This window comes from Bacillus sp. REN16 (assembly GCF_020731355.1).
Lineage (GTDB): Bacteria > Bacillota > Bacilli > Bacillales > Bacillaceae_L > Ferdinandcohnia.
Genome location: NZ_JAJFZK010000006.1, coordinates 221070 through 243508, shown reverse-complemented (window position 1 = coordinate 243508; position 22439 = coordinate 221070). Strand labels below are relative to the sequence as shown.

The following is a 22439-nucleotide window of genomic DNA, read 5'->3' as shown; positions in this document are numbered from 1 at the left end:
TGCAAACCCCTTTTATTATGTAGAAAAGAAATATATGATATGAAATAGATATGTTTCATTTAATTGTATAGTAATTACATAAATTTGTAAAAAGTGAAAGGATGTTCATACATGGCGAACACATTGCCTCATGTAGAGGACTCAGAAGAAACGACTTATCTCCCTCCAAAAGGGGATTACGAAACATTTGCTGATGATGCCCACTATGAAGAAAAAGTTCGGGAATGGGGTCTTTCAGTCAAAAAAGAGTACTGGTACAAAGAAAGAACTTACCAACGGATTGTTACGATAAAAGGCTATGAGGTGTATGGTAAAACACAAGAATACAACACAATTGTACTTGAATTTGAAGATGGAAATCTAACTTGTATTCATCCTGCTTATTTAAAAGAAATGCAATCACCGAGCTTTGCTAAAACGGCTGTTTCAGACAAAGAGGTTGCCAAGGAGAAGAAAAAGGAAACTACAACTAAGGTTATCACTGAAAAACCGGCAATGGCTGAGTCAAAACCACCTGCTAAGAAGGCGGAGCCTGAGCAAAAAACCAAAAAAGAAAAAGCACCAAAAATCGAATTGCCAACCGACAAGGTTCATTTTACCGCTTCAGTTAAACAATTCGCGTTAACATGGAACCATTTTAACGAGGATAACGATGAAGTTGTAGTACTTGAGAATGTTGTGATTGAGCAAGATGAGCCGGTTAAAATTGGACTAGCCTGGTGTTCTCATTCAAAGACTCTAAAGAAATTAGAGCTTGAGCCTGGCAACACGCTTGAATTCGATGCAAAGATCGTAAAAAAGAAATTAGCAAAAGGTAAGGATGTTGATGAAGAGTTCATCATTGAAGATCCAGTTCACTATAAAATCAATAATCCTTCAAAGTTAAAGAAAAGCTAAAAGTGATCTTTTAGCTTTTTCTTGTGTATTTTTTCTTGTAATGTGCTAGTGCAAGTAACGGGAAAATATAACGGTAGCTGTGATAGTGAATGTAAAAGTCCCCTGCCATGCCTTGCCCTTTTGGATATTTTGTTGTCCAGTCGTCTCGATCCAAATTCGAAATAAGAAATTTAATCCCTTTGTTTATTTTCTTCGTTGGTTTATCACTAACAGAGATAAGCGCATCGACCGCCCATGCGGTATGTGTTAATGTGCTTGTTTTCAAAGGAACATATTTATTTTTGCTATCGCTTTTGCACGATTCCCCCCAGCCGCCATCCTGATTTTGAATGGATTCTAGCCATGTGACAGCTCTTTTTATTGAGGATTTTGTTGGTAAAATGCCGACAGCACTTAAGCCTGTTACAGCACCCCATGTTCCATAGATATAGCAGATTCCCCATCGCCCATACCAGGAACCATTTTTTTCTTGATTTTTATAAAGCCATTGGACTCCTGATTTAACAGACGGATGGTGATTTAGCAGATTTGTATATTTGCCAAGATATTCAAGTGCACGTCCAGTCAAATCTGCGGAAGAAGGATCCGTAAGTATATATTCAGCTTTTTCGATTGGCAAAATGCTAAGAAGCTTACTATCTGTATTTTTCTCGAATGCTGGCCAGCCACCATCATCATTTTGCATCGTCAATAACCACTGTATGCCTCTGTCCCACGCTTGCCTATTAATTGGTTCTTTCTTAACAATTCTCGCAATTGAACGTAAAGAAGCAGTCGTATCATCTACATCTGGATGAATTGTATTCATGTCAGCAAAGCCCCATCCGCCAGGAAAACCAGAAGGATTTTGAACGGCCCAGTCCCCATATTTAACATGCTGGTGCTTCAATAAATAGTGATTCGCCTTTTTAATCATGGAATCGGTTGTCGGGACACCTGCTTCTTGTAAGGCGTATCCGAGTAGCGAAGTATTCCACACATCGGCAATGGTGTATTGCATATGGACATGACCGTTAATGACAGTTTTCATCCCCTTTAAACCGTTCACAGCATTAATAATAATTGGATGCTGTTTTGAATAGCCTAAGGAAAGTAACGCAAAAATCATTAAAAAAGTAGAGCTGAAATATCCTAAAAATGTTCCATCAGGCTCAATCCTGCGCAGCATATACTGCTTTGCTTGTTCGGTTGCTAGTTGGTGAAGATGCCTTGGAAGTCCAATTAATCGACTTATTGATTGTTTAATATCTGAATAAAATGATCGCCATTCCTGTGAATCTCTGAAATTAAATCCATCTTCATCTCTCTGATTATTTAAATCAGATAAATTAGGACTCTTATTTGTTGATAGGCTAAACTTTTTATCTGCAAGAATCATGATTGGGGTAAGATTAGCTCTTCCGAAAACTGAGAAACTATAAAAATGAATCGGAAATGATTGTGGTAACAGGATGAGCTCAAGAGGCAATGGGAAAAAAGCTGGCCACTTTTGCTGCCCTGTTAATGCAAGCATAAATTTAGTAAACATATGGATATTCTTGAGTCCACCATTTTTAATAATGAAGGATTTTGCACGTTTCATTCTTGTATCTTTCTTTTCTATATGGCCAGCATACAGTAATGAATAATAAGCCTCAACCGTCGCAGAAATATTTCCGTCTCCTTCATCATAAAAAAGCTTCCATGCCCCATTTTCTTCTTGGCGACTTAATACCCGCTCTGTTAATTGTTGAATCAATTTCTCATCATTTATTTCAAGGCTTCTTAATAAGATAATCATATAACAATCAGTTGATATGCCAGTTTCAAAGGGATATTTCCAAGCTCCATTGGATGACTGTTCCTTCCTGAGGGTGTCAATTAACTGCTCTAAGCCGAAGTTCACCTTGTCAAACATATGTAACCTCCCTTTTAGTCTACTTCATACATATTCACCAAAAAGCAAGAGCATTCATAGAGGAGGTCATCATAAGTGTGCAAACTTTTTAAAAAGAAAAAACTTCCACTCTCTGAATCTCTATTACAAATTAAAAAAGATGTAAAGAAACTTCAGAAACGACAAGAATGTTTACAACCGCTTACTCTGGAAGAACAACTTCTTATTCAGCAAATTAAAGGGATGACGAGAAGCCTCAATCTAAATAATGTGACACGAACCAAGGCCTATCTTAATTTCTATAAGGCTCATCCTGAAATCCATTGGGCATTTCTTGGACATATGGTGTCCCGAAATGGTGGCTGGAATATGACAGATTTAAAAGGTGGACAGCTTTCGAGGTTATTAACAAGGAAGGAAGCGCAAGTTTATTTTTCATTTTTGGAACGTGGAAATTGGTTGATTTTCCAGGATGTTTTTCCTCAATTTTTACTCTATAAGGCAAGTAAACGATATCAGCAAAATTTATTTTACCTTCTCCCCTATTTTCATGTTTCTATTTTTATGGAATCAATATGGAATCACTTTTGGGAGAGGCAAGATACTTACACTCTAACAGTCGCACAAATTATTAATGAGCAAAGCTATCTGGAAGACCGAGTAATATCCAATACCCATTATAAAAAAGAAGTCTTTGATACATTGGAATTTAAACTCCAGGATTTGTTGGATTTGAATCATATCTTATTTCCGTTTGAAGAAAAAGGGAAAATTCACTTAATTGGTCAAACCCTCCATCAATTTAAAAGTGTTCGTGAACGAATCTTGTTAGGTAAGCGTCTATACTCCATCTTATTTGCTGATAAAAAGCGACTCAAATCTGTTGAAACCTGGGCTATTAAAACTCAACATACAGGTTCAAGAAAGGACTACTGGCCGCAAATTTTTAATAATGTAGATGAAGGACTCCCTGGATTCTTATTAAAATCGCGGGTGAAATCCTGTGAACTGACAAAAGGTTCTCCTAGAATTTATAGTCCGAGGCTAGAGATGGCTTGGAAAAACAGAAAACATAAACCTGCTGAAATTGGGGATTGGTACAAGGATTGGGAAGTTTTATTTTACCTTACACATGACAGAGAAAAAGTGGACGGAGAGATTCTTCATGAATACTGTAAAACCCTTGAAAAATTCGAACTCGCAGCGATTGCCAAAAAGGCCATTTCGATTTTGGACTAATTCGGGCGTGATTATCACCATTTTACTTGGATCCTTGATTGGTACATACCTAGATCTTTATTATGTGGGAAAAGGCTTCTACTCTTTTCCAATGCGTCCATTTCCAGATGTGTTTTCAATTCATGTGGGCTTTACACTTGTCGGCTTACCGCTCATGCTAATGATTTTCCTTTTTATTTGTGAAAAAATGAAATTCGTTGGCAAGCTCAGTTCTGTTCTCTTTCTTGCGTCAATCATGACTGCTGGTGAAAAATTTTCTGAAGAGATTGGCTGGTTTTTTCATGATTCGTCATGGAAGCATATTAATTCACTCGTTGGCTATACAATCTACCTGTCGATCATGCTTGTAGTCTATTCTTATTTTCAGCATAAAAAAAAACCTGACTAAGGGTCAGGTGATCTTTTACAAGCCTAAAGCAAGCTTACTCCTTCTTTTACAGAGGGTTGCATTTACTCCTTGGCTTTGAAGTTGTACTAAAATTTGGTGAATAGATTTTTTAGGCTTTGCTTTTTTTACAGTTCCTTCGTCCATCAGCTTTATTTCGTGATTAAAGGTCTTCATTATGAATAACTCCTTTAAGAATATAGATTTCGCTTTTCTCTTTGATCTTCCTCATTTAAAAATTCGATAAAAAGGTGTAGCGCAAGCTCTGGCTGGTTTTGAAGACGTGAAATATAATCAAGTTGCCTTTCCGATGTTACCGCATCACTTTTTTTAATTCTTGAAATGATATATTCAGAAGAAATGACTTCCATTTCCTTCTTTTTAAACTTTGCTTCCTTTGATAAAGCAAATCCAATAGCACCAAGGATAGCATAAATAAGAAGTGAAGGGATTGCCTCATCTGTAAACGGGATGAAAAATAGCAAAAATACTAAGTTAATTAGTGAAATAGTGATTAATGGAAATGACCAGAACATGTATTTAGATGTTTTCATCATGATCGGTGCAATTTTTTTATGTAACTGATTAAGTTCCTTTGTAATAAATCCTGGCAAGTTCTTCGACGTCATAATCTTCATTTAAAATCCCCTTCCTTTTGAAAGATGAAAAAAGGCCTATATACGTTTGATATAGGCCTAAAAATGCAAAAAAGACCTATACCATGTTTTGGTAAGGTCTTGCTAACAACATTAAGGTTGCCAACAAAGCCGAGAGATTAAATCTCTGTATTGACGACTTTGCTGTTAAAGCTACTCCCCTTAGAGTATGCCGATTAATTTATACATATAGTTTATCATGTATTCTGGGTTCTAACAACCCTTTAATGGAATTTAGGTGGATTATCCTGTTCATATTTGTCTTTAATTTCTTCAAAAATATTAGGCTGAGGCTTATTAGTAGATGCCTGCTGGTTCTGTATAAGCGGTCCAACCAGTTTTTTGAATTCACCCACTGTTAGAGGTTTAGCGTCATCCTGTAATTCATACCCGAGTTGACCATTTGGCTCAAGGGTTGCATATTTTACATCCGTTATTGTTGTAATTCCACTTTGACGTAGACGCATTTCTAATTGGTCAACTGTAAACCTAAGTTTTTTCATATTTTTAATATTTAAATCACCGTTATCAATAATGATTTTAGATTTTCCGGTGATAAATTTCTCAATAAAATTAAACTTTAATTGTAAATACTCCATTAAAATGAGTGAACCTACGAATATAGCTGCGACCGCTAATGTTCTCCAAACACTGTCTTCTACAATTGGTTGAATAATCACGGAACCAATAGAAATCATGACAACCGTCTGAGCTAATGTCATCTGCGAGATTGATTTTCTCCCTGCGATTCTTAATAATAAAATGCCTGCTACTACCATTAAAATTGACTTCCAAAAGAATTCCATTAAAAACATCCCTTCTATCGATAAAACTTTTATTTTAAATACGGATTAATCGTTTCGATCATATGTTGAAGTTCTTTTGATTGGTTATAATACATCTGCTTAGCATGTGGGTCTTCTGTTTGTAATGAAAAGGTTTCCAATTCTGCTTGCAGCTTGCGAAGCCTTGCGGCGAGTAGTGGTTTTTGTTGGATCTGTTGCATACTAATTTCATCATTATATAAGTCCACATAAACATTGCCTTTTGAATCAATTTGGCCCAAAAATACATCTTTAAAATCATTTGCTCCCTGCTTCATAATTTCACCAAGTAGCCATTCCTTTGTATATCCGCGGTAGTTCAAGCGTCTTTCTAAAAGGTGTCCATCAATGATAATTAAGCCTGGCATATGTTCTTCTTCGACTTTCATCCCTAAATCTTTCGGTGTTACAGGCTGGTTTTCAGCCTTTTTCATGACACTCAACTGACCATTTGTTTCTAGTACAGCTAATTCTACATCCGCTAGTTTAAATGCATTTTTTTGTCTCAAACCCGTCATTAAATCATCAAAAGTGATCCTGTTTTTAAACAGATTTTTTTCAAGAACCTTTCCATCCCTAATTAAAATAGAAGGACTGCTTTCAACTAGCTCTCTAAACTTGAATGATTTTAATGCCCCATAAGCGATTATGATGGTAAAAGTGGTATAAATAATTAACCCGATAACCCCGTTAATAAGTTCAATGGAAGAATCAATACCTACCGCCGCAGCCATATTTCCGATTGCTATACCAGCAACATAATCAAAGAAAGTTAGCTGTGATATTTGTTGTTTCCCAAGGGTTCTCGCAACAATAAATAAAACAAAGAATGATATAATTGAGCGAACTACTATTACTGAGTATTCAGGCATTTTGTGTCCTCCATTATTTCTTATGGAAATATCTTTACTATTCTTGGACAAAATAAGAAAAAATATTTAAGGAGGATATAATGAAAAGGCTTAGTATTTGTTTTGTCATTAGTTTTTTATTGCTTTGTGGGTGTTCGTCCCATTCAATTAGCAAGAAGCCAATTTATGAAGAAGCAAATAAAGTAATGGAATTGATAAACGGATCACAATGGGAGATGGCAGATAACGCAGCGCAAGGAATGCAAAAAATATTTAATAAAAATAAATGGAAGTACCAATTATTAGGCGATGAATCAGAATATACAGGTCTTCATCAAGAAATTTCAAAACTAAAGGTTTCAATCGAGGAAAAAGACAAACCAGAGGCAAAACGAAATATTGTCATTATTCAAGATCATATCCGTTCCATCTATCTACACTAAAAAACCTTCCGTGATGGAAGGTTTAGCTTTTAATAATTTTGGAATTGCGGTTCTTCTTGTTCAATTTGTTGCACACGCTGCTCGATTTGCTGAATCATCCCTTTTGCCTGAGTAGCGCACTGACCATAGATTTGTTTAGCGGTTTGGTCCTGCGTTTGAAGTCAAAGGTTTCAAAATCGGCTTGAACACTTTTTAGGTTTGCAAGTGCTTGCTTTACTTGAGTTCCTACTGTCATGTTAAGATCCCTCCCTCATCTTATATTCTTTTCAACAAGCCTTTAAATATGGTTGTAATAAACTGGTTAATTTTATTGCAAAATAAAAGAGACAAATCATTGTGATTTCTCTCTAATACAAAATGTTATTCTTTTATGATGGCAACTAATTTCCCTTCAGTGGATGTTCTTAAATCATCAATTGTTAACTCGACCTGCATACCAATTTTTCCAGCACTAACAATGATGCTGTCTAGGTTCGACGCTTGATTGTCAATAAATGTAGGATATGATTTTTTCATTCCAATTGGAGAGCAGCCGCCTCTTATATATCCCGTGTGTTTTTGGATATCCTTTACTGGTATCATTTTTACTTTTTTAACTTCCGCAACGTTTGCACACTTTTTAAGATCTAGCTCCTCTTCCACAGGAATGACAAACACAAAGATGTCTTTGTTGTTTCCTTTAGCGATCAATGTTTTATAAACCTTCTTTGGGTTTAATCCAGCCTTTTGGGCAACGGATAAACCATCTATTTTTCCATCATTGCTTTCATATGTATGGATCTTGTATTCAATCTTTTTAGTATCTAAAATCCTAATGGCATTTGTTTTTCTTCCTTTTGCCATTGTTTGCCCTCCTTATGTGTTATCCAGTAGAATAAGCCCATTGTTTCGTAAAGAATATGAAGACAGACAGTACAATGACTGTCTGCTTAAAGTATATACTACCACCCTTTATTTTTAACTAAGGTATTAATATGCGCAAGATGGTGTTTGCCATGCCAAGCACAGAATCCCAAAAAGACGCCCAATTTCATTTCGCCACCCTCTGGGTGAACATATGATAATTGAAAATTGTCCATCGACAAACTTTGTAAAATCTTCACCCAACGTTGGTGAACGCCATCAATTATCGCTATTGAAGCATCTACAGGTAAAGTGGAATCTGATAATTCTGCCCAATTAGCTTCATCATACGGTTTAATAACAGGATTACTTTCCGTAACAGCTAATTTAAAGCGAATGTACGAATTCATTGACGCGTCTGCAATATGATGTACAACTTGTCGAAGTGTCCATCCCCCATTTCGATAAGGTGTATCAAGTTGTGAATCTGTCAAATCTTTGACACTTTCCCTTACTAATGGTGGTAAAGCCTCAATTTCTTTTATCCAATCCACCACTAAAGCTTTTGTCAAATCCCCGTCGAATTTGAACTCTCCAATCGGATACCGTTCGTCCATCCTTGTTCCCCTCCTAAAAATCTTAAATAATTTAATCCGTACTACTATTTTATCAAAAGTGTGTGAAATTTTCTGTAAACAGATTTCAGTGATAGCAGGTAAGATAATATTTTGAAAGAAAATAGACGAATCTTTACAGATTCGCCAACTATTTTTTTGTATAGTGAACTTTTGCAGCATTATTATTTTTATCTCATTCGTTTACCCAAAGAACAAATCTAGAATGTTTGAAGCAGTTGAAGAATTCTTGTTATAAAATTCGGAGTACCCACAGTTCTTACAAAACACCACAGTAAAACGATTATTTTGAATATCTAACATTTTTGTAATACCAGAACCCGTCATCGACACGTCTTTTGTTCCAGCATTTGTACTTCCGCATTTTACACAGCCTTTGTTTTCCATAAAATCCCCTCCAATTTTGGTTCTACCACTATTGTTTACGGATTTATAGGAAATTAGTTTCAATTATTTTTTGAAATTTCTGCAAGTGCCTCATCAATTGTAGGAAATGTAAATAAAAATCCTTCTTTTTCAAGGCGTTCTGGGATTACCCATCTACTTTTTAAAATTAATTCGGTTTCCGTTCTGATAAAAATCGCACCAAGTTCAAGAAGCCAAGCTGGTGAAGGTAACCCTATATTTCGATTGAAGGCATGTCGGAGACTGTTCATCAATTCTCGATTTGTGATAGGATTTGGTGTTGAGCAGTTAAAGACTCCAGTTAGATGATTGTGATCCCTTATGTAAAGAATAATTTTAAACAAATCCTCAATATGTATCCAACTGAACTTTTGAGTACCAGGGCCTTGGATTCCGCCAAGACCATAGCGTACTAAGTTTGTATAAGGAATCATGACACCTCCATCCGCTCCAAGCACGATCGAGATTCTTAAGGCAACCTGTCTAATATTCGGGAATTGATAAGAAAAAAAGGCTTCCTCCCACCTTTTTGCAACATCAACAGAAAAACCAGTTCCAATTTCACCTGTTTCTTCTGTCATAGGTCGATCTTCCGCATGTCGATAAATTGTTGCAGTGCTGGAATTAATCCATATTTTTGGCGGGTTTTTGCAGCCTGTTAGAGAATCGCCTAATATTCTTGTAGTTTCCGTTCGAGAGTTTAGGATTTCTTGTTTATTTTTCTCGTTGTATCTGCAGTTGACAGATTTTCCTGCAAGATTAATGAGCATCTCAGAATCCTCAAGTGCTTGTATGATCCCTTCCCTATTATCCCAAGTAAGATTTGGTGCATTTCTTGAAATGACTTTTACCTCGTAGCCAAGCTCCGTAAACCTTTTCGAAAAATAATTACCTACAAAACCAGTACCCCCGGCAAGGACGATCTTCTTTGCCATATTTCCCATCCCCTTTTAAACTTCTTTTACTAGTTTACCATTATCTGGTGCTGATTGCTAAAAGTAACAACACTCGATTTGATACTTGATTGATGTTGTTTAATTAAAAATCCCATTTAACCAAAACAAGCACCCGCTTGCGGGTGCTTGCTTATCTAATAATCTATATCGATGCTTGTTTATTAATCCATGGATGTAAACGGGCATACAACAACATGAAAATGACTGCAACAATCAATCCTTTTAGTAAATTAAATGGCAGGATTGCGTAAACCACCATTTTGAGCGTTTCTGGAGATGACATCGCCGGGATATTCAAAAAGAAGTTGAATGCCGGCAGGAAAACATAGTAGTTTAGAACACTCATGATGATCGCCATCATCGCTGTACCGCCTATTAATCCGATAGTTAATCCTAATTTTGTTTTTATCAGTTTAAAAATATAATAGGTTGTTAGGACGAAAATAATCCCCGCTAAGAAGTTTGAGATGTGACCGACTGGAATTGGTGTCTCGCTACCTGTTAATGCAAAGTCAATCAGGTTTTTAAAAAATTCTACTAGGATACCGGCCACCGGACCAAAAATTAGTGCTGCGAGTAATGCGGGAACATCGCTAAAATCGACGTTCAAAAAGCTCGGGAATGTTGGCAATGGAAAGTTAAAAAACATTAGGATGTACGAAATCGTACTCAACATTGCAATTGCCACAAATTGACGTAAAGGTATTTTCTTCATTTTTCTACTCTCTCCTCTTTTGCGATCCACTTCAAAAGAAGAAAGTTCAGCTTTTCAAGTCATACTCAAATAAAAACCCCCAAGAATGGCTTCTTGAGGGAGTTAAAGGTATGCTTAATAAACGTTCAATCATTGAAAATTTTTGAACGCGCAGAACCTCCATCTTCTCCCATCCAGACTATACTGTCGGCTTTGGAATCGCACCAAATCCTGCCTTGCGGCTCGCGGGCTTAGAGAGTGCTCTCATCACCGCCGGTCGGGATTTTCACCCGGCCCCGAAGATAGATCAATATTTAATTTCACTTTATTTTATCAAGTATATGGCATATTGTGAAGCATTTTGCTTCAAATAGTTCACTTTCCTATAAATTGCCCTCCTGCTTAAACTAAAAACCCGTCAACACTTACTTTCCATCAACAACTTCTTTTAAAATCTCATAAGAACGTTTTTGTTTATCAGGATCATAAATGTAAGAAACGGCCATTAGTTCATCGACATTATATTTTTCCTGGAAGCTTGTTAATTGCTTGCGAATGGATTCTTTGTTTCCTAATAATGTAACACTAGACATGGAGGTTGCCATTTGTTTTTCCTGTTGGTTCCATAGTTCATCCATATTATCAACCGGTGGTAATAATGGGTTTTGTGATCCGCGTACAACGTTTAGGAAAAATTGCTGCATAGTCGTCATTTCGCGACTAGCCTCTTCATCCGTCTCAGTTGCAATTACATTTAGGCAAACCATCATGTATGGAGAGCTTAAAAATTCGGATGGCTCAAAGCGATTGCGGTAAATAGAAATAGCCTCTTCCATGAATCTTGGTGCAAAATGTGATGCAAAGACATATGGAAGTCCTAATTTTGCTGCCAAATAAGCTGAATCCGTTGAAGATCCAAGAATATAAATGGGTACATTTGTATTTACACCGGGATATGCCTTGACATAGCCTTGGCGTTCCATCGGTCCAAAATACGTAAGTAAGTCATTTACATCATTAGGAAATGTGTAAACAGAGTCATTATTTGAACGCCTTAAGGCATTTGCTGTCATCATGTCAGTTCCAGGTGCGCGGCCAAGCCCTAAATCAAGACGGCCTGGATAAATGGTGGCCATTGTTCCGAATTGTTCGGCGACAACAAGTGGTGCATGGTTTGGAAGCATGACCCCTCCTGATCCAACACGGATTTTTTCTGTGTGTTCTAAAGTATGTTTGATTAAAATGGATGTCGCTGAACTTACTAATGTAGGGGAATTGTGATGTTCCGCAATCCAATATCGGGTGTATCCCATTTCTTCAGTAGCTTGAGCCAAGTCAACCATTGCATCAATTGCGTCTTTCTGATTTTGCCCCTTACGAATTGGAGCAAGGTTTAGAACAGAGACGGGAATATTTATAATTGTCATTTTAACATGTCCTTTCTTCCATTTTCTCTTATTACTATATCAATTGATCGAACAGAAACAAACAATCTTGCTTAAGAGCTTTTAATGTTAAAAATACTCCTCTCCTATATTGGTCATACTAACCAAATGAACATTTTTCGTATATTGGAGGACAATGGTTTGGAACATGCATGGCTCTCTCTGATTCCTTTTTTAATAGTTATCGGAATGGCGATTTGGTTAAAAGACATTTTACCTGGACTTGTTTTAGGATTATTAGTTGGCGCGATTCTTGTAACATCTGATGTATTAGGTGGGACCGGTCAATCGATTGCATACATTGTGACAACTTTATCAGATCCCACAAATATTAAAATTGTAAGCTTTTTGTATGTCTTCGGTGGATTAGTTGGGATGATGAATATCTCCGGAGGTATTAAAGGATTTACAGAATGGATTGGGGAGAAAATAAAAAGTGAACGTGGTCTGCTAGGCTTGATTTGGCTTACCCTCCCTTTTACCTTTATGATGCCAATGTTTCGGATTATGATGATTGGCCCCATTATCAAACAACTCATTAAAAAAATGAACCTATCAAAACAAAAAGTCGGCATGACTCTAGATATTTCTACCGAATCAGTAATTGTTTTATTACCTGTTGCGACAGCTTTTGTAGGATTTATGGTATCACTAGTGGAAGGTGGTATTAAAGGGCTTGACTTAGGTATGTCACCCTACGAGGTGTTCCTGTTAAGCATCCTGTTTAATTTTTATGCAATTGTCATGCTTCTAATTGGAATTATTCAAACATTTTGGCCTTCCAAATCCAAATCTAAGTCTGAAAAAAATCCCGATGAAGAAGAACATGAGCATGAATTTCATCGAATGGGAATAAAAAAAGAACTTTCCCTAGTAAAAGCTCAGCCTTGGAATTTAATTGTTCCAGTGTTTTTGTTGTTAGGTTTGTCCCTTTATCTTTTGTGGGAGGATGGTAAATCGCTTGGGGCTCAAACTGTTTTTGAAGCATTTTCAATGGCGGATGCAACTTTTGTCATGCTGTTAGCAGTGTTTATCACTCTTATTTTTACATTTGTCTTTTATGTGATTCGAAAACAGAAATTGCATGAAATCATGTATCATTTTTACGATGGCGGCAATCAAATGATGCAGGCGATTAGCCTTCTAATTCTGATATGGGCCCTAACCTTATCAGCTGAGGAACTCGGGTTTTCTGTATTTATTAGTTCAACCTTAGGTTCATTCCTGCCAGGATTTTTAACGCCTGCGACGATTTTTCTAATCGGCTCAGTTGTTGGATATTTTATTGGGTCTTCCTGGGGAACCTGGGGGTTATTTATGCCGCTTGGGATTGCACTAGCTTTATCGACTGGAGCGTCCATTCCATTAACCGTGGGAGCAGTTTTTGCAAGTGGGGCATTTGGAGCTTTGAGCTCGCCACTTGGTGATACAACCATTACTACAGCATCAATTTTAGATATGGACCTAGTTGAATATGCGCAATATAAATTGAAGGTATCAGCGATTGGTGGCGTTATTGCAATTGGGCTCTATATTCTAGGTGGTATATTTATTTAAAAAGACTAAACATCACAGCTGTTTAGTCTTTTTAAATATTAGAAATTACGTTCAAGGTATGTTTTAAAAGCAGGACTTTTTAGTACGATACCAACAATTATAAAGCCAAAGATAGAACCTGCAATTGAGCTAAAAATAAACGAAGGAACGAAACCAAAAATCGCAGCATCCTGTCCTAGAAGCAGTGTTGCGATCGGATAACAAGCAATGGCTCCTAACAAACCTGTCCCAATAATTTCGCCAGTCATCGCCATTGAGGCTTTCTTTGTTTTTGAATATAAAATTGCCGCTAAAAACGCCCCAATCATACTTCCTGGAAAGGCAAATAGGGAACCTGTCCCATTCATGTTTCGTAATAATGACACTAAAAATGCTTGAAGAACAGCATAAGCCGGACCTAAGATTACAGCTGATAACACATTAATGAAATGTTGCATAGGAAATACCTTTGTAAATCCAATAGGTATTGCAAACAAGTGGCTTGTAACAGTTCCAATCGCGACAAACATCGCTGTTAGTGTCATTTTTAGTGTTTTACTCATAGTGAAATCCCTCCTGATATGATTTAGTCCATTACTAATCCACCATCAACGACAAGGTTCTGCCCTGTTACGCCTTTACTCCAAGGAGATGCAAAGAAAAGAACTGCATTAGCAACATCCTCTGGTGTCGTGACTTTTTGAAGTGGCGTAGAATCCTTAATTAATTGGAAAACCTCCTCGGAAGTTGCTGAACTCGCATCTGTTGTTTGAAGTAATCCTCCTGAAATCATGTTAACGTTAATGCCATATGACCCGAGGTCTTTTGCCATGTTCCGGGTGAAACCTAGAAGTGCTGCCTTGCTTGTGTTGTAATCATGATAAGCAACAACTGGATTTTGAAAGAGATTTGTTCCAATCGTTACAATTCGACCAAAGCCTAGCTCCTTCATATCGGAAACTGCTGCTTGTGTTGTATGTAAAGCCCCTCGAATTGCACCTTCAAGCTGTGCGTGATAATCTTCCCATGAGATATCTTCAGCATTTTTTCTTGCGATTGGGTCAAAGCGGAAATTAATTAAGGCATTATTCACAACTGTTGTGATTGGTTGATCATAATACTTTTTTGCTTCTAGAAATAAGCTCTGTATCTGTTCACGATTCCTAACATCTGCTTGAATTGCTAGTGCATTTTCGCCTATCTCTTCTTTTAGAGAATGAGCTTTTGCTTCGCTTTGAAAATAATTAATAACCACTTTCGCTCCCTCATTAGCAAAAGCTTTTACAATTTCCTTTCCTAATCCACGTGCACCACCTGTAACAAGAATAACTTGATTTTGCAGTTTCATTCTAGTAGCCTCCTAATATAGTAGATAAGAAATACGCAAAAAAGCTAGACCCAAATAAATGGACCTAGCTTAGCTTAAGTAGTAAGAAAAATGGAAGTTTTCCACTCTACTTTCCTCCGCCGGTATTACCCGGATCAGGTCCAAAGGGTTAAAAAACGTCCGTTTTTCTCTCAGCCCAACCGGGCACCCCTAGTAGTTTGCGAATATTCTTTCTATAAGCATAGTATGTTTATGCATATTTGTAAAGCTATTAAATATATTTACTCCCCAATCTAAAACTAAGCTTTGGCAAATCAGCCAAGGTCGTCACCATATGCCTTCGTTTTTTAGCAAAATAAAAAATACCATCTTTTCTATGTAAGAATACGTACGAAAAGGTGGTATTTTACTAACAATCAAATATGCCATTGCATATTAAAAGCGGGTGCTCTGCTGAATAAAGTTACTGCATTTTAATAGGAGTTACGACCGCAAATAAGTTTTCTGTTGGATTGTTAAGGTTGACTTCGATTACTTTGTACCCTTCTTTGTCCTTGTAATCGTTTGAAACTGGTGTTTTAATCTCGTTGCTCATTTTCCGTACTTCCCTTCTAACTTTTTCCTCACACAATAGGTAGTATATGATGGGGTAACGAAAATGTGCTAACTTTTATAAATTTTTTCAAATAAATTAAAGATTGCGGCTATCGCCATACTGGATGGCCGCTATTTTGATTAAAATGTATCCGTAATAGCCATATTAGTATAATAACAAGGATGAGAGGAAGGAATTACATGAAGAAAAATGAACATCTGAGAAACCAAGTACTTTATATTACCAATCCAGCTTACGATGTTCTCCAATCAGAAAATCTTTTGGAATCAAAGGAAAAGGAACGTCTCCGTGAACAAATGACTCAAACCGAAATAGAAGACTAAAAAGGAAGAGAGGAGACAATTCAAGATTGTTCTCCTTTCTTCCTATTAATCAATAGGTGTAATTTCTACATTTAAGACACCAACACTTGGTGATGCTCCCAATGCTTCAAACGCTTTACGGTGGAGATTGATTCGATTTGCTGGATATTTCTTAACCTGATCCACAACTGTTACAATAATGTCTTGATTTGGGACAAATGAAACATTTCGGATTCGTAATTGCTGTCCACATTTAAATGGACTATTTTCTCCAACTGCCACAGTCATATTATGATCATATGACCAGCCGATTTCACATTTTGTTGGTGTTCCGCCCCAAGTCCAAGTTGCTTTTCCTAAAATCGTTTTCGGATCACGATTCCAATCCCACCCATAGTAAGGTACAGGGTATTGTGGCACATACTGGTGGTAATAGTACTCATCATACAAATTCCGTGGTTCTAAGTATCCATGACAATAAGGGCAATAGAAACCCGACGTATGTCTTATCATCTTCGCTTCCTCCTTTGAAACCAGTATTTTACTAATTACTTCGTCTACTTAAATGTATGTAAAACGACAATTTTTGGTTCCTGTTTCAGATATTACTTTGAAATCTGTTACATATAAAAAACGGAACCCATTCCATTAGTAAAGGGTTCCGTTTTTTCTATTTATTTAGTTGATCAGGAACGATATTAGGAGGAACTTTTCCAGTTAAACCTAAATGCAGATTTTGTGCAGCAAGTTCCCACATTTTCGTTCTTGTTTGAATACTTGCACTTCCAATATGAGGCAGAGCTACAACATTTGATAAATTTAACAAAGGATGATCAACTGGCACCGGCTCTTGTCCAAAAACATCTAATCCAGCAGCCCATATCTCACCATTTGACAAAGCTTCGAATAAATCTTGTTCGTTAACGATGCCGCCTCTTGAAGTATTTATAAGAACAGCTGTCTTCTTCATTAATTTCAGCTCTTTTAATGTGATGAGATTAATAGTTTCTTTTGTTAATGGAGTTAGTATACATACGAAGTCCGAGTTTTCGAGTAATGTCTCTTTACTAACAAACTTGATGTCTAACTCTTTTTCTAATGAAGGTTTTGGAGTTCGATTATAATACAATAGATTCATCCCAAACCCTTTAGCTCTTCTTGCAACAGCTGCACCTATTTCACCAAGTCCAATGATTCCTAAGGTTTTTGAATGTATATCCATACCCGTCAAAAACATCGGAGACCAAGTATGCCATTTACCTTCTCTCAAAACGTTGGATGCTTCGATTAATCTCCTGGATGTAGCCATCATAAGAGCAAAGGTTAAGTCTGCGGTTGTTTCAGTTAATACACCAGGTGTATTGGTAACGATAATTCCCCTTAGGGACGCTGCTTTTATATCGATATTGTTATATCCCACAGCCAGGTTGCTTATGATCTTTAAATTTTTCCCTTTTTCTAAAACCTCATGATCAATATTTTCAGTAAGTAAGCAGAGTAATCCGTCACTATCTTCAATTTTGTCTAAAAGGATTTTTCTCGGAATTTGTTGCTCTTCGGAATCCCAAATATCTACTTCAAATTCATCTTTAAGCATTTCTAAGACATGCTTGGGAGGCTTTCTCGTGATTAAAATTTTCTTTTTCAAATTTTACTACACCCCTCTTCTTTAGGACCATTCTTCATCTGATACACGAATTAATCGTACAAGTTCGGCTTTATTCGTAACAAGATCCTCTAACGTATACCCATATAATACATTTATGAAGGCTTTTAATGCTTCATTGAGTGCATGTTTTAGTTTACAGGATGGTGAAATAGAGCAATAGCTCCCTCCTTCTTTAAAGCAATCCAGGATATTAAAGTCGTCTTCTGTATTTGATACAACCTCACCTATATTAATATCCTTTGGATGCTTAGCGAGCCTGAAGCCTCCATTACGTCCACGAATTGTTATGATATATTCTAATTTTCCTAAATGATGAATGATCTTCATTAAATGATTTTTTGATATATTATATGCCTCTGCAATTTCTTGAATTGTGGATAAGTCTTCTTTATTTTTCATTGCCAAATACATTAGAACACGTAAAGAATAATCCGTATAATTGGTTAACTTCATGATTAAAAACTCCTTATATGAATGAGTTCCCAATAAGTATAGCACGAAAGCCCCCTTTTTACTGTAAATGTGACAACTTTTCAAAAGATGTATCTAAAAGGTATCTTTTATTTGCACTGTCGTTATATTATAAACATGTATTTTAAATATTTGTTTTAGAAAGGACGTTTTTTAATGCTTAATCAAAAAACTATTGAAATCGTGAAAAGCACAGTTCCAGTTCTTGAAAAATACGGTAAGGATATAACTACTCATTTTTACAAGCGTATGTTTAAAAATAATCCTGAACTATTAAATATTTTCAACCATGCAAACCAAAGACAAGGTCGTCAACAAACGGCATTAGCTAACGCAGTATACGCTGCCGCTGCTCATATCGATAATTTAGGAGCTATTATTCCAGTTGTTAAACAAATCGCACAAAAACACCGTGCATTAGGCATTCGACCAGAACATTATCCAATCGTAGGAGAAAATTTGCTTGGTGCAATTAAAGAAGTGTTAGGCGATGCAGCAACTGATGAGGTTATCAATGCTTGGGCTGAAGCTTACGGGGCGATTGCGGACGCATTCATCGGTGTTGAACAAGGAATGTATAAGGAAGCGAAAGAACAACCAGGAGGTTGGGATGGCTTCAGAAACTTTGTGGTAGAACGTAAGCAAAAAGAAAGTGAAGTCATTACTTCCTTCTACTTAAAACCTGAGGATGGAAAGGAAATCGCATCCTATCAAGCTGGTCAATATTTAACTGTTAAAGTTCAACCTGAAGGTGATGAATATACACATATCCGCCACTATAGCCTTTCAGATGCACCTGGTAAAGACTATTATAGAATCAGCGTAAAACGTGAAGAGCATGGTGTCGTTTCAAATTACTTACATCAAGAAATTAACGAAGGCGATTGTGTCACAGTAAGTGCTCCAGCTGGTGACTTCGTTCTTGAAGCTAAAGAAACTCCTGCTATTTTATTAAGCGGTGGTGTTGGTTTAACGCCAATGGTCAGCATGTTAAACACAATTGCAGAGCAACAGCCTGATCGTGAAGTTATGTTCATCCATGGTGCACTTAATAGTGAAGTACATGCATTAAAGGATGAGGTTGCGGCATTAGCGGAGAAACATGATAATGTGAAGAATTTTGTTGCTTACTCTGCCCCTTCTGATCAAGACCGTAAAGACATGAACTTTGATAAGGAAGGCTTTATTGATCTTGATTGGTTAAAAGCAACTGTGGGAACAAAAGAAGCAGACTTCTACTTCTGTGGCCCGGTACCATTTATGAAAATGATGTATCGCTCATTAAAGGAATGGGGAATTGCATCAGAAAATATTCACTTTGAATTCTTCGGTCCAGCAAGTGAATTAGAAGAACCAGCAGAAACTGTAACTGCATAAACTAAATTAAAAAATGCCATCTAGATTCTAACTAGATGGCATTTTTATTCATGATTCTATGATTTGTTTTTCTTTCTTTTGCTCAGGAATCAACAAATTAAGAATTAATACTGCAATTGCACCGACAGCCGTACCAGAAGAAAGAATGTAGTTAGCAAAATCAGGAACACTGTAAAGTATTTCTTTTGGTAGGACAATTGTTCCAACTGTTAATAGAATAGGAACACCGATTACGATCATATTACGGTCATCAATTGTTACATGTTGAATTACCTTAAGTCCGTTCATTACAATTGCCACACACACAACTCCAAATATACCTTGGATAACAGGCTGAGGAATACAAGTAATAATTGCCGAAAGTTTGGGAAGAAGTCCTAAGAAAATTAAAATAATTCCAGCCGCAATGATTGCCATACGGCTAGCAACACCAGTAATCGCGATAATCCCAGCATTAGAAGAATAACCAGTAACTGGTGTTCCACCAACCAAGGAACCTACAAAACAGCCAAGCCCTTCCCCAACAGATCCGCGATTTAAACGTTTGTCATCTAACTCTTCACCGGTAACGGTTGACACAACAAACCAAGTACCTGTTGTTTCAATTAAAATAATCATATAAATAAATACCATCGTTAATATTGCTTGCAGATCAAAAACAGGTTGTCCGAATGGGAAGAAGCTTGGTAACGAAATCCACTTTGCTTCCTTAACAGCAGAAAAATCTACAGTTCCAAAGAATGAGGCGGTAATGGTTCCAATTACAATCGCCAAAATCACGGATACTAAACGGAAAAATGTACCATACCCTGATTTCTTACGTCCAAGTAACATAAATACTAATAAAATGCCTGCTGAAACAGCAGCTACAATCACATTATGTCCAACATTTCCTGGTGAAGTGTAAATGCTATTGAATGCACTTGGCATTAATGAAATTCCGACAATTACTATTACAGTTCCACCTACTAATGGAGGGATAATTTTTCTAACAGTTTTTGCAAAAACTTTTAATGGATAACCTAAAATTGCAATTAATAGAGCACCTGGAATTAGGCTTCCGAATACCGCCCCTAATCCTAGCTTACCACCGATTGCAGCAAGGGCACCAATTGGTACATAAGATGGACCTTGGACAACAGGTAATTTTAACCCGCCAATAGTTTGAAGGAGTGTTGCGATACCAGCTGCAAGAAAACACATTTGTATGAAGTAAGTTGTATCCATTGTGTTTAATGCAAGTAAGCCTGCAATAATGATTGGTGCAATATAAAGATCCATTGCAAGTACGTGTTGAAAACCAAGTAATAAGGATTTTCCAACACTAATTTTGTCGTTAACACCGACAGTTAAGTCCGGATTTTGCGAATTTTGTTCCACTTCTCTTCCCCCAATGTTATGAACTAAGTATTAATAAATGCAGAGAATAAACTCTGGAATATAATGTATAGCATGCAATAGTAATCGTCGAAAACACCATTAACATGTTATATAACATATTTGAATTATAAAGAAGGTTTTTAAAAATGTAAATACAAAATACGAATATTTTATTTAATACTACTAATAATGTTCGGTTTTTATTGACTTCATTTGTCGAAATATATAAAATGTAATGAGGAAATACAAGAAATAAGGAGGTTTGGTCATGTTAGTTGAAGACCAAGTATTAAGAGATCAATGGGTTGTTGCAGCTCGAGCTGAAAATATTAAAGAAGTACCACAACAAGTAATCGTTTTAGGTGAAAGAATCGTTTTATTCAGAACAGATGATGGCATTCATGCTTTTAAAGACCTTTGTATACACCGCGGTGCTGCCCTGTCATTAGGTTGTGTAAAAGATGGACAGCTCGTTTGTCCATATCATGGCTGGGAATATAATTCTGAAGGAGCTTGTACAAAGATTCCACAATTACCTGAAGGAAGAAAAATCCCATTAAAAGCTAAGGCGATTAAATATTCTTGCCGAGAAGAGTTTGGATATGTATGGGTGAACTTAAATAATAATAATCCTAAAATGTTTACATATCGCCCATTTCTTGACGAAAGCTATCATAATGTTTTATGGGGACAAACAGAAATCAATGCGAAGCCGCCTAGGGTTGTTGAAAATTTCCTAGATGTTGGTCACCTTGCGTTCGTTCACGTTGGCTTTTTAGGTGATCAAGCAAAACCAGTGATTGGTGATTATAATGTTCACCAAGATGATGAGCGTATCTATTCTGATGAGATTGCCATCTTCCAACCAGATCCAGACGGAACTGGGGTTGCTAAGGATGTTTATTATACATACGAAATTTTCAATCCTCTTGTTGTTCAATTTACAAAGAGAGACCCTGATAATGATAATAAAATGTCAATAATCCTTATGATTCAACCTGTTACAGAAGAAAAATCAATTGCACATGGAATCATTTCCTTTAATTATGACACTGGTACATCTGATGAAGAAACAGTCAAATTCCAAGATATGATTTTTGCACAGGACAAGCCGATCGTTGAAAATCAAAAGCCTGAGGATCTTCCATTAGATTTACAAGTTGAGCTTTCCTTAAAATCTGACCGGATGAGTATAGCATATCGCCAATATCTGAAAAAAATAGGTGTTACTTTAGGAACAGCTTAATACTTTAAAGGTGCCAATCACCTATTCTTGCAGGAATTGATTGGCACCTTTTTTTACAGTCTAAAAATATTTCGAAATCTCATCACATTATAAAAAAAAGCTGCATCTCTTCCCTCTTTTGTATATCGATTTCGCTGTTGTCGTAAACATTCCATAAAAGCTAAGTCACATTCTTTTGACGGACCAAAACGTTGATAACAAAGATCATGTCTCATACAACATGAGTCTACCTGATTCGTTGGAGGACCAGACCCGCCACAGCCTGGGCCACACCATCTGTAGCCAGGCATACAAATACCGAACCCTCTTCTCTTGCCCATGATACCCCTCCCTTAAGATCGAACTATACTAATAAAATATGTTGCG

General features: G+C 36.7%; 27 protein-coding genes, 1 pseudogene and 2 riboswitches. Of the genes and pseudogenes, 8 read left to right on the top strand and 20 right to left on the bottom strand.

What is annotated here, in order from left to right:
* The first annotated feature begins 111 nt into the window (after positions 1–111).
* Entirely contained in the window at positions 112–897 is a 786-nt protein-coding gene (locus tag LKW28_RS10230; protein WP_229140261.1) for a hypothetical protein, read from the top strand.
* A 10-nt stretch (positions 898–907) separates the two neighbouring features.
* Here LKW28_RS10230 and shc read toward each other — a convergent pair whose 3' ends face one another.
* A complete protein-coding gene (gene shc, locus LKW28_RS10225) occupies positions 908–2794 on the bottom strand; it encodes a squalene--hopene cyclase (RefSeq protein ID WP_229140260.1) in 1887 nt (628 codons plus the stop codon).
* Between the two features lie 75 nt (positions 2795–2869).
* Between shc and LKW28_RS10220 the strand changes: the two genes are divergently transcribed.
* Both LKW28_RS10220 and LKW28_RS10215 read left to right on the top strand, forming a co-directional pair.
* Positions 2870–4012: a DUF2515 domain-containing protein gene (locus tag LKW28_RS10220; protein ID WP_229140259.1), complete on the top strand. Its 1143-nt coding sequence runs from the start codon at positions 2870–2872 to the stop codon at positions 4010–4012.
* Positions 4013–4019: 7 nt separating this feature from the next.
* Complete coding sequence (locus tag LKW28_RS10215; RefSeq protein WP_229140258.1) at positions 4020–4400, top strand: CBO0543 family protein; 381 nt, start codon at positions 4020–4022, stop codon at positions 4398–4400.
* Between the two features lie 15 nt (positions 4401–4415).
* On the opposite strand, the gene LKW28_RS10210 is transcribed toward LKW28_RS10215, so the two are convergent.
* The 4 genes from LKW28_RS10210 to LKW28_RS10195 all read right to left on the bottom strand — a co-directional run bounded on the left by LKW28_RS10210 (position 4416) and on the right by LKW28_RS10195 (position 6749).
* Entirely contained in the window at positions 4416–4574 is a 159-nt protein-coding gene (locus tag LKW28_RS10210) for a hypothetical protein (protein WP_229140257.1), read from the bottom strand.
* Positions 4575–4588: 14 nt separating this feature from the next.
* Complete coding sequence (locus LKW28_RS10205; RefSeq protein WP_229140256.1) at positions 4589–5035, bottom strand: DUF5392 family protein; 447 nt, start codon at positions 5033–5035, stop codon at positions 4589–4591.
* Between the two features lie 242 nt (positions 5036–5277).
* Positions 5278–5859, bottom strand: coding sequence for a DUF421 domain-containing protein (locus tag LKW28_RS10200; RefSeq protein WP_229140255.1), 582 nt, complete (start codon positions 5857–5859; stop codon positions 5278–5280).
* Between the two features lie 29 nt (positions 5860–5888).
* Entirely contained in the window at positions 5889–6749 is an 861-nt protein-coding gene (locus LKW28_RS10195; RefSeq protein WP_229140254.1) for a DUF421 domain-containing protein, read from the bottom strand.
* An 80-nt stretch (positions 6750–6829) separates the two neighbouring features.
* On the opposite strand from LKW28_RS10195, the gene LKW28_RS10190 reads away from it, so the two are divergent.
* Positions 6830–7171 carry a DUF4363 family protein gene (locus LKW28_RS10190; protein WP_229140253.1) on the top strand — a complete coding sequence of 114 codons (342 nt, stop codon included), beginning with the start codon at positions 6830–6832 and terminating at the stop codon, positions 7169–7171.
* A gap of 29 nt (positions 7172–7200) precedes the next feature.
* Here LKW28_RS10190 and LKW28_RS10185 read toward each other — a convergent pair.
* From LKW28_RS10185 to LKW28_RS10155, 7 genes and pseudogenes are all read right to left on the bottom strand, one after another.
* Positions 7201–7406 (bottom strand): annotated as a pseudogene (locus tag LKW28_RS10185) (DUF1657 domain-containing protein).
* 125 nt (positions 7407–7531) lie between these two features.
* On the bottom strand, positions 7532–8014 hold the full coding sequence (gene ybaK, locus LKW28_RS10180; protein WP_229140252.1) for a Cys-tRNA(Pro) deacylase: 483 nt from the start codon (positions 8012–8014) through the stop codon (positions 7532–7534).
* 98 nt (positions 8015–8112) lie between these two features.
* The gene (locus LKW28_RS10175; RefSeq protein ID WP_229140251.1) at positions 8113–8631 is read right to left on the bottom strand and encodes a YfiT family bacillithiol transferase; all 519 of its coding nucleotides are present in this window, start codon (positions 8629–8631) and stop codon (positions 8113–8115) included.
* A 201-nt stretch (positions 8632–8832) separates the two neighbouring features.
* Positions 8833–9036 carry a zinc ribbon domain-containing protein gene (locus LKW28_RS10170; RefSeq protein WP_229140250.1) on the bottom strand — a complete coding sequence of 68 codons (204 nt, stop codon included), beginning with the start codon at positions 9034–9036 and terminating at the stop codon, positions 8833–8835.
* Positions 9037–9095: 59 nt separating this feature from the next.
* Positions 9096–9989: a TIGR01777 family oxidoreductase gene (locus LKW28_RS10165; RefSeq protein ID WP_229140249.1), complete on the bottom strand. Its 894-nt coding sequence runs from the start codon at positions 9987–9989 to the stop codon at positions 9096–9098.
* A 163-nt stretch (positions 9990–10152) separates the two neighbouring features.
* Complete coding sequence (locus tag LKW28_RS10160; protein WP_229140248.1) at positions 10153–10725, bottom strand: ECF transporter S component; 573 nt, start codon at positions 10723–10725, stop codon at positions 10153–10155.
* Between the two features lie 157 nt (positions 10726–10882).
* A riboswitch (FMN riboswitch) is annotated at positions 10883–11012 on the bottom strand.
* Between the two features lie 117 nt (positions 11013–11129).
* Positions 11130–12131: an LLM class flavin-dependent oxidoreductase gene (locus LKW28_RS10155; RefSeq protein WP_229140247.1), complete on the bottom strand. Its 1002-nt coding sequence runs from the start codon at positions 12129–12131 to the stop codon at positions 11130–11132.
* 159 nt (positions 12132–12290) lie between these two features.
* Here LKW28_RS10155 and LKW28_RS10150 point away from each other — a divergent pair, with 159 nt between their 5' ends.
* The gene (locus tag LKW28_RS10150) at positions 12291–13706 is read left to right on the top strand and encodes a Na+/H+ antiporter NhaC family protein (protein WP_229140246.1); all 1416 of its coding nucleotides are present in this window, start codon (positions 12291–12293) and stop codon (positions 13704–13706) included.
* Between the two features lie 38 nt (positions 13707–13744).
* Here the strand turns inward: LKW28_RS10150 and thiW are convergent, their stop codons facing one another.
* From thiW to LKW28_RS22970, 3 genes are all read right to left on the bottom strand, one after another.
* Positions 13745–14248, bottom strand: a complete 504-nt coding sequence (gene thiW, locus LKW28_RS10145) for an energy coupling factor transporter S component ThiW (protein ID WP_229140245.1) — start codon at positions 14246–14248, stop codon at positions 13745–13747.
* A 23-nt stretch (positions 14249–14271) separates the two neighbouring features.
* The gene (locus tag LKW28_RS10140; protein WP_229140244.1) at positions 14272–15033 is read right to left on the bottom strand and encodes a 3-oxoacyl-ACP reductase; all 762 of its coding nucleotides are present in this window, start codon (positions 15031–15033) and stop codon (positions 14272–14274) included.
* Between the two features lie 94 nt (positions 15034–15127).
* Positions 15128–15234, bottom strand: a riboswitch (TPP riboswitch).
* Between the two features lie 241 nt (positions 15235–15475).
* Positions 15476–15607: a hypothetical protein gene (locus tag LKW28_RS22970; RefSeq protein WP_262983767.1), complete on the bottom strand. Its 132-nt coding sequence runs from the start codon at positions 15605–15607 to the stop codon at positions 15476–15478.
* Between the two features lie 200 nt (positions 15608–15807).
* Here LKW28_RS22970 and LKW28_RS10135 point away from each other — a divergent pair, with 200 nt between their 5' ends.
* Complete coding sequence (locus tag LKW28_RS10135) at positions 15808–15951, top strand: hypothetical protein (RefSeq protein WP_229140243.1); 144 nt, start codon at positions 15808–15810, stop codon at positions 15949–15951.
* Between the two features lie 45 nt (positions 15952–15996).
* Here the strand turns inward: LKW28_RS10135 and LKW28_RS10130 are convergent, their stop codons facing one another.
* The 3 genes from LKW28_RS10130 to LKW28_RS10120 all read right to left on the bottom strand — a co-directional run bounded on the left by LKW28_RS10130 (position 15997) and on the right by LKW28_RS10120 (position 18052).
* The gene (locus LKW28_RS10130; RefSeq protein ID WP_229140242.1) at positions 15997–16443 is read right to left on the bottom strand and encodes an RlpA-like double-psi beta-barrel domain-containing protein; all 447 of its coding nucleotides are present in this window, start codon (positions 16441–16443) and stop codon (positions 15997–15999) included.
* Between the two features lie 157 nt (positions 16444–16600).
* Positions 16601–17578 carry a 2-hydroxyacid dehydrogenase gene (locus tag LKW28_RS10125; protein ID WP_229140241.1) on the bottom strand — a complete coding sequence of 326 codons (978 nt, stop codon included), beginning with the start codon at positions 17576–17578 and terminating at the stop codon, positions 16601–16603.
* A 21-nt stretch (positions 17579–17599) separates the two neighbouring features.
* Positions 17600–18052: an RrF2 family transcriptional regulator gene (locus LKW28_RS10120; RefSeq protein WP_229140240.1), complete on the bottom strand. Its 453-nt coding sequence runs from the start codon at positions 18050–18052 to the stop codon at positions 17600–17602.
* Positions 18053–18226: 174 nt separating this feature from the next.
* Between LKW28_RS10120 and hmpA the strand changes: the two genes are divergently transcribed.
* The gene (gene hmpA / locus LKW28_RS10115; RefSeq protein WP_229140239.1) at positions 18227–19447 is read left to right on the top strand and encodes an NO-inducible flavohemoprotein; all 1221 of its coding nucleotides are present in this window, start codon (positions 18227–18229) and stop codon (positions 19445–19447) included.
* 48 nt (positions 19448–19495) lie between these two features.
* Here the strand turns inward: hmpA and LKW28_RS10110 are convergent, their stop codons facing one another.
* A complete protein-coding gene (locus LKW28_RS10110; RefSeq protein WP_229140238.1) occupies positions 19496–20827 on the bottom strand; it encodes a uracil-xanthine permease family protein in 1332 nt (443 codons plus the stop codon).
* 268 nt (positions 20828–21095) lie between these two features.
* Between LKW28_RS10110 and LKW28_RS10105 the strand changes: the two genes are divergently transcribed.
* On the top strand, positions 21096–22073 hold the full coding sequence (locus tag LKW28_RS10105) for an aromatic ring-hydroxylating oxygenase subunit alpha (protein WP_229140237.1): 978 nt from the start codon (positions 21096–21098) through the stop codon (positions 22071–22073).
* A 53-nt stretch (positions 22074–22126) separates the two neighbouring features.
* On the opposite strand, the gene LKW28_RS10100 is transcribed toward LKW28_RS10105, so the two are convergent.
* On the bottom strand, positions 22127–22393 hold the full coding sequence (locus tag LKW28_RS10100) for a Parvovirus coat protein VP1-like protein (protein WP_229140236.1): 267 nt from the start codon (positions 22391–22393) through the stop codon (positions 22127–22129).
* Between the last annotated feature and the right edge of the window lie 46 nt (positions 22394–22439).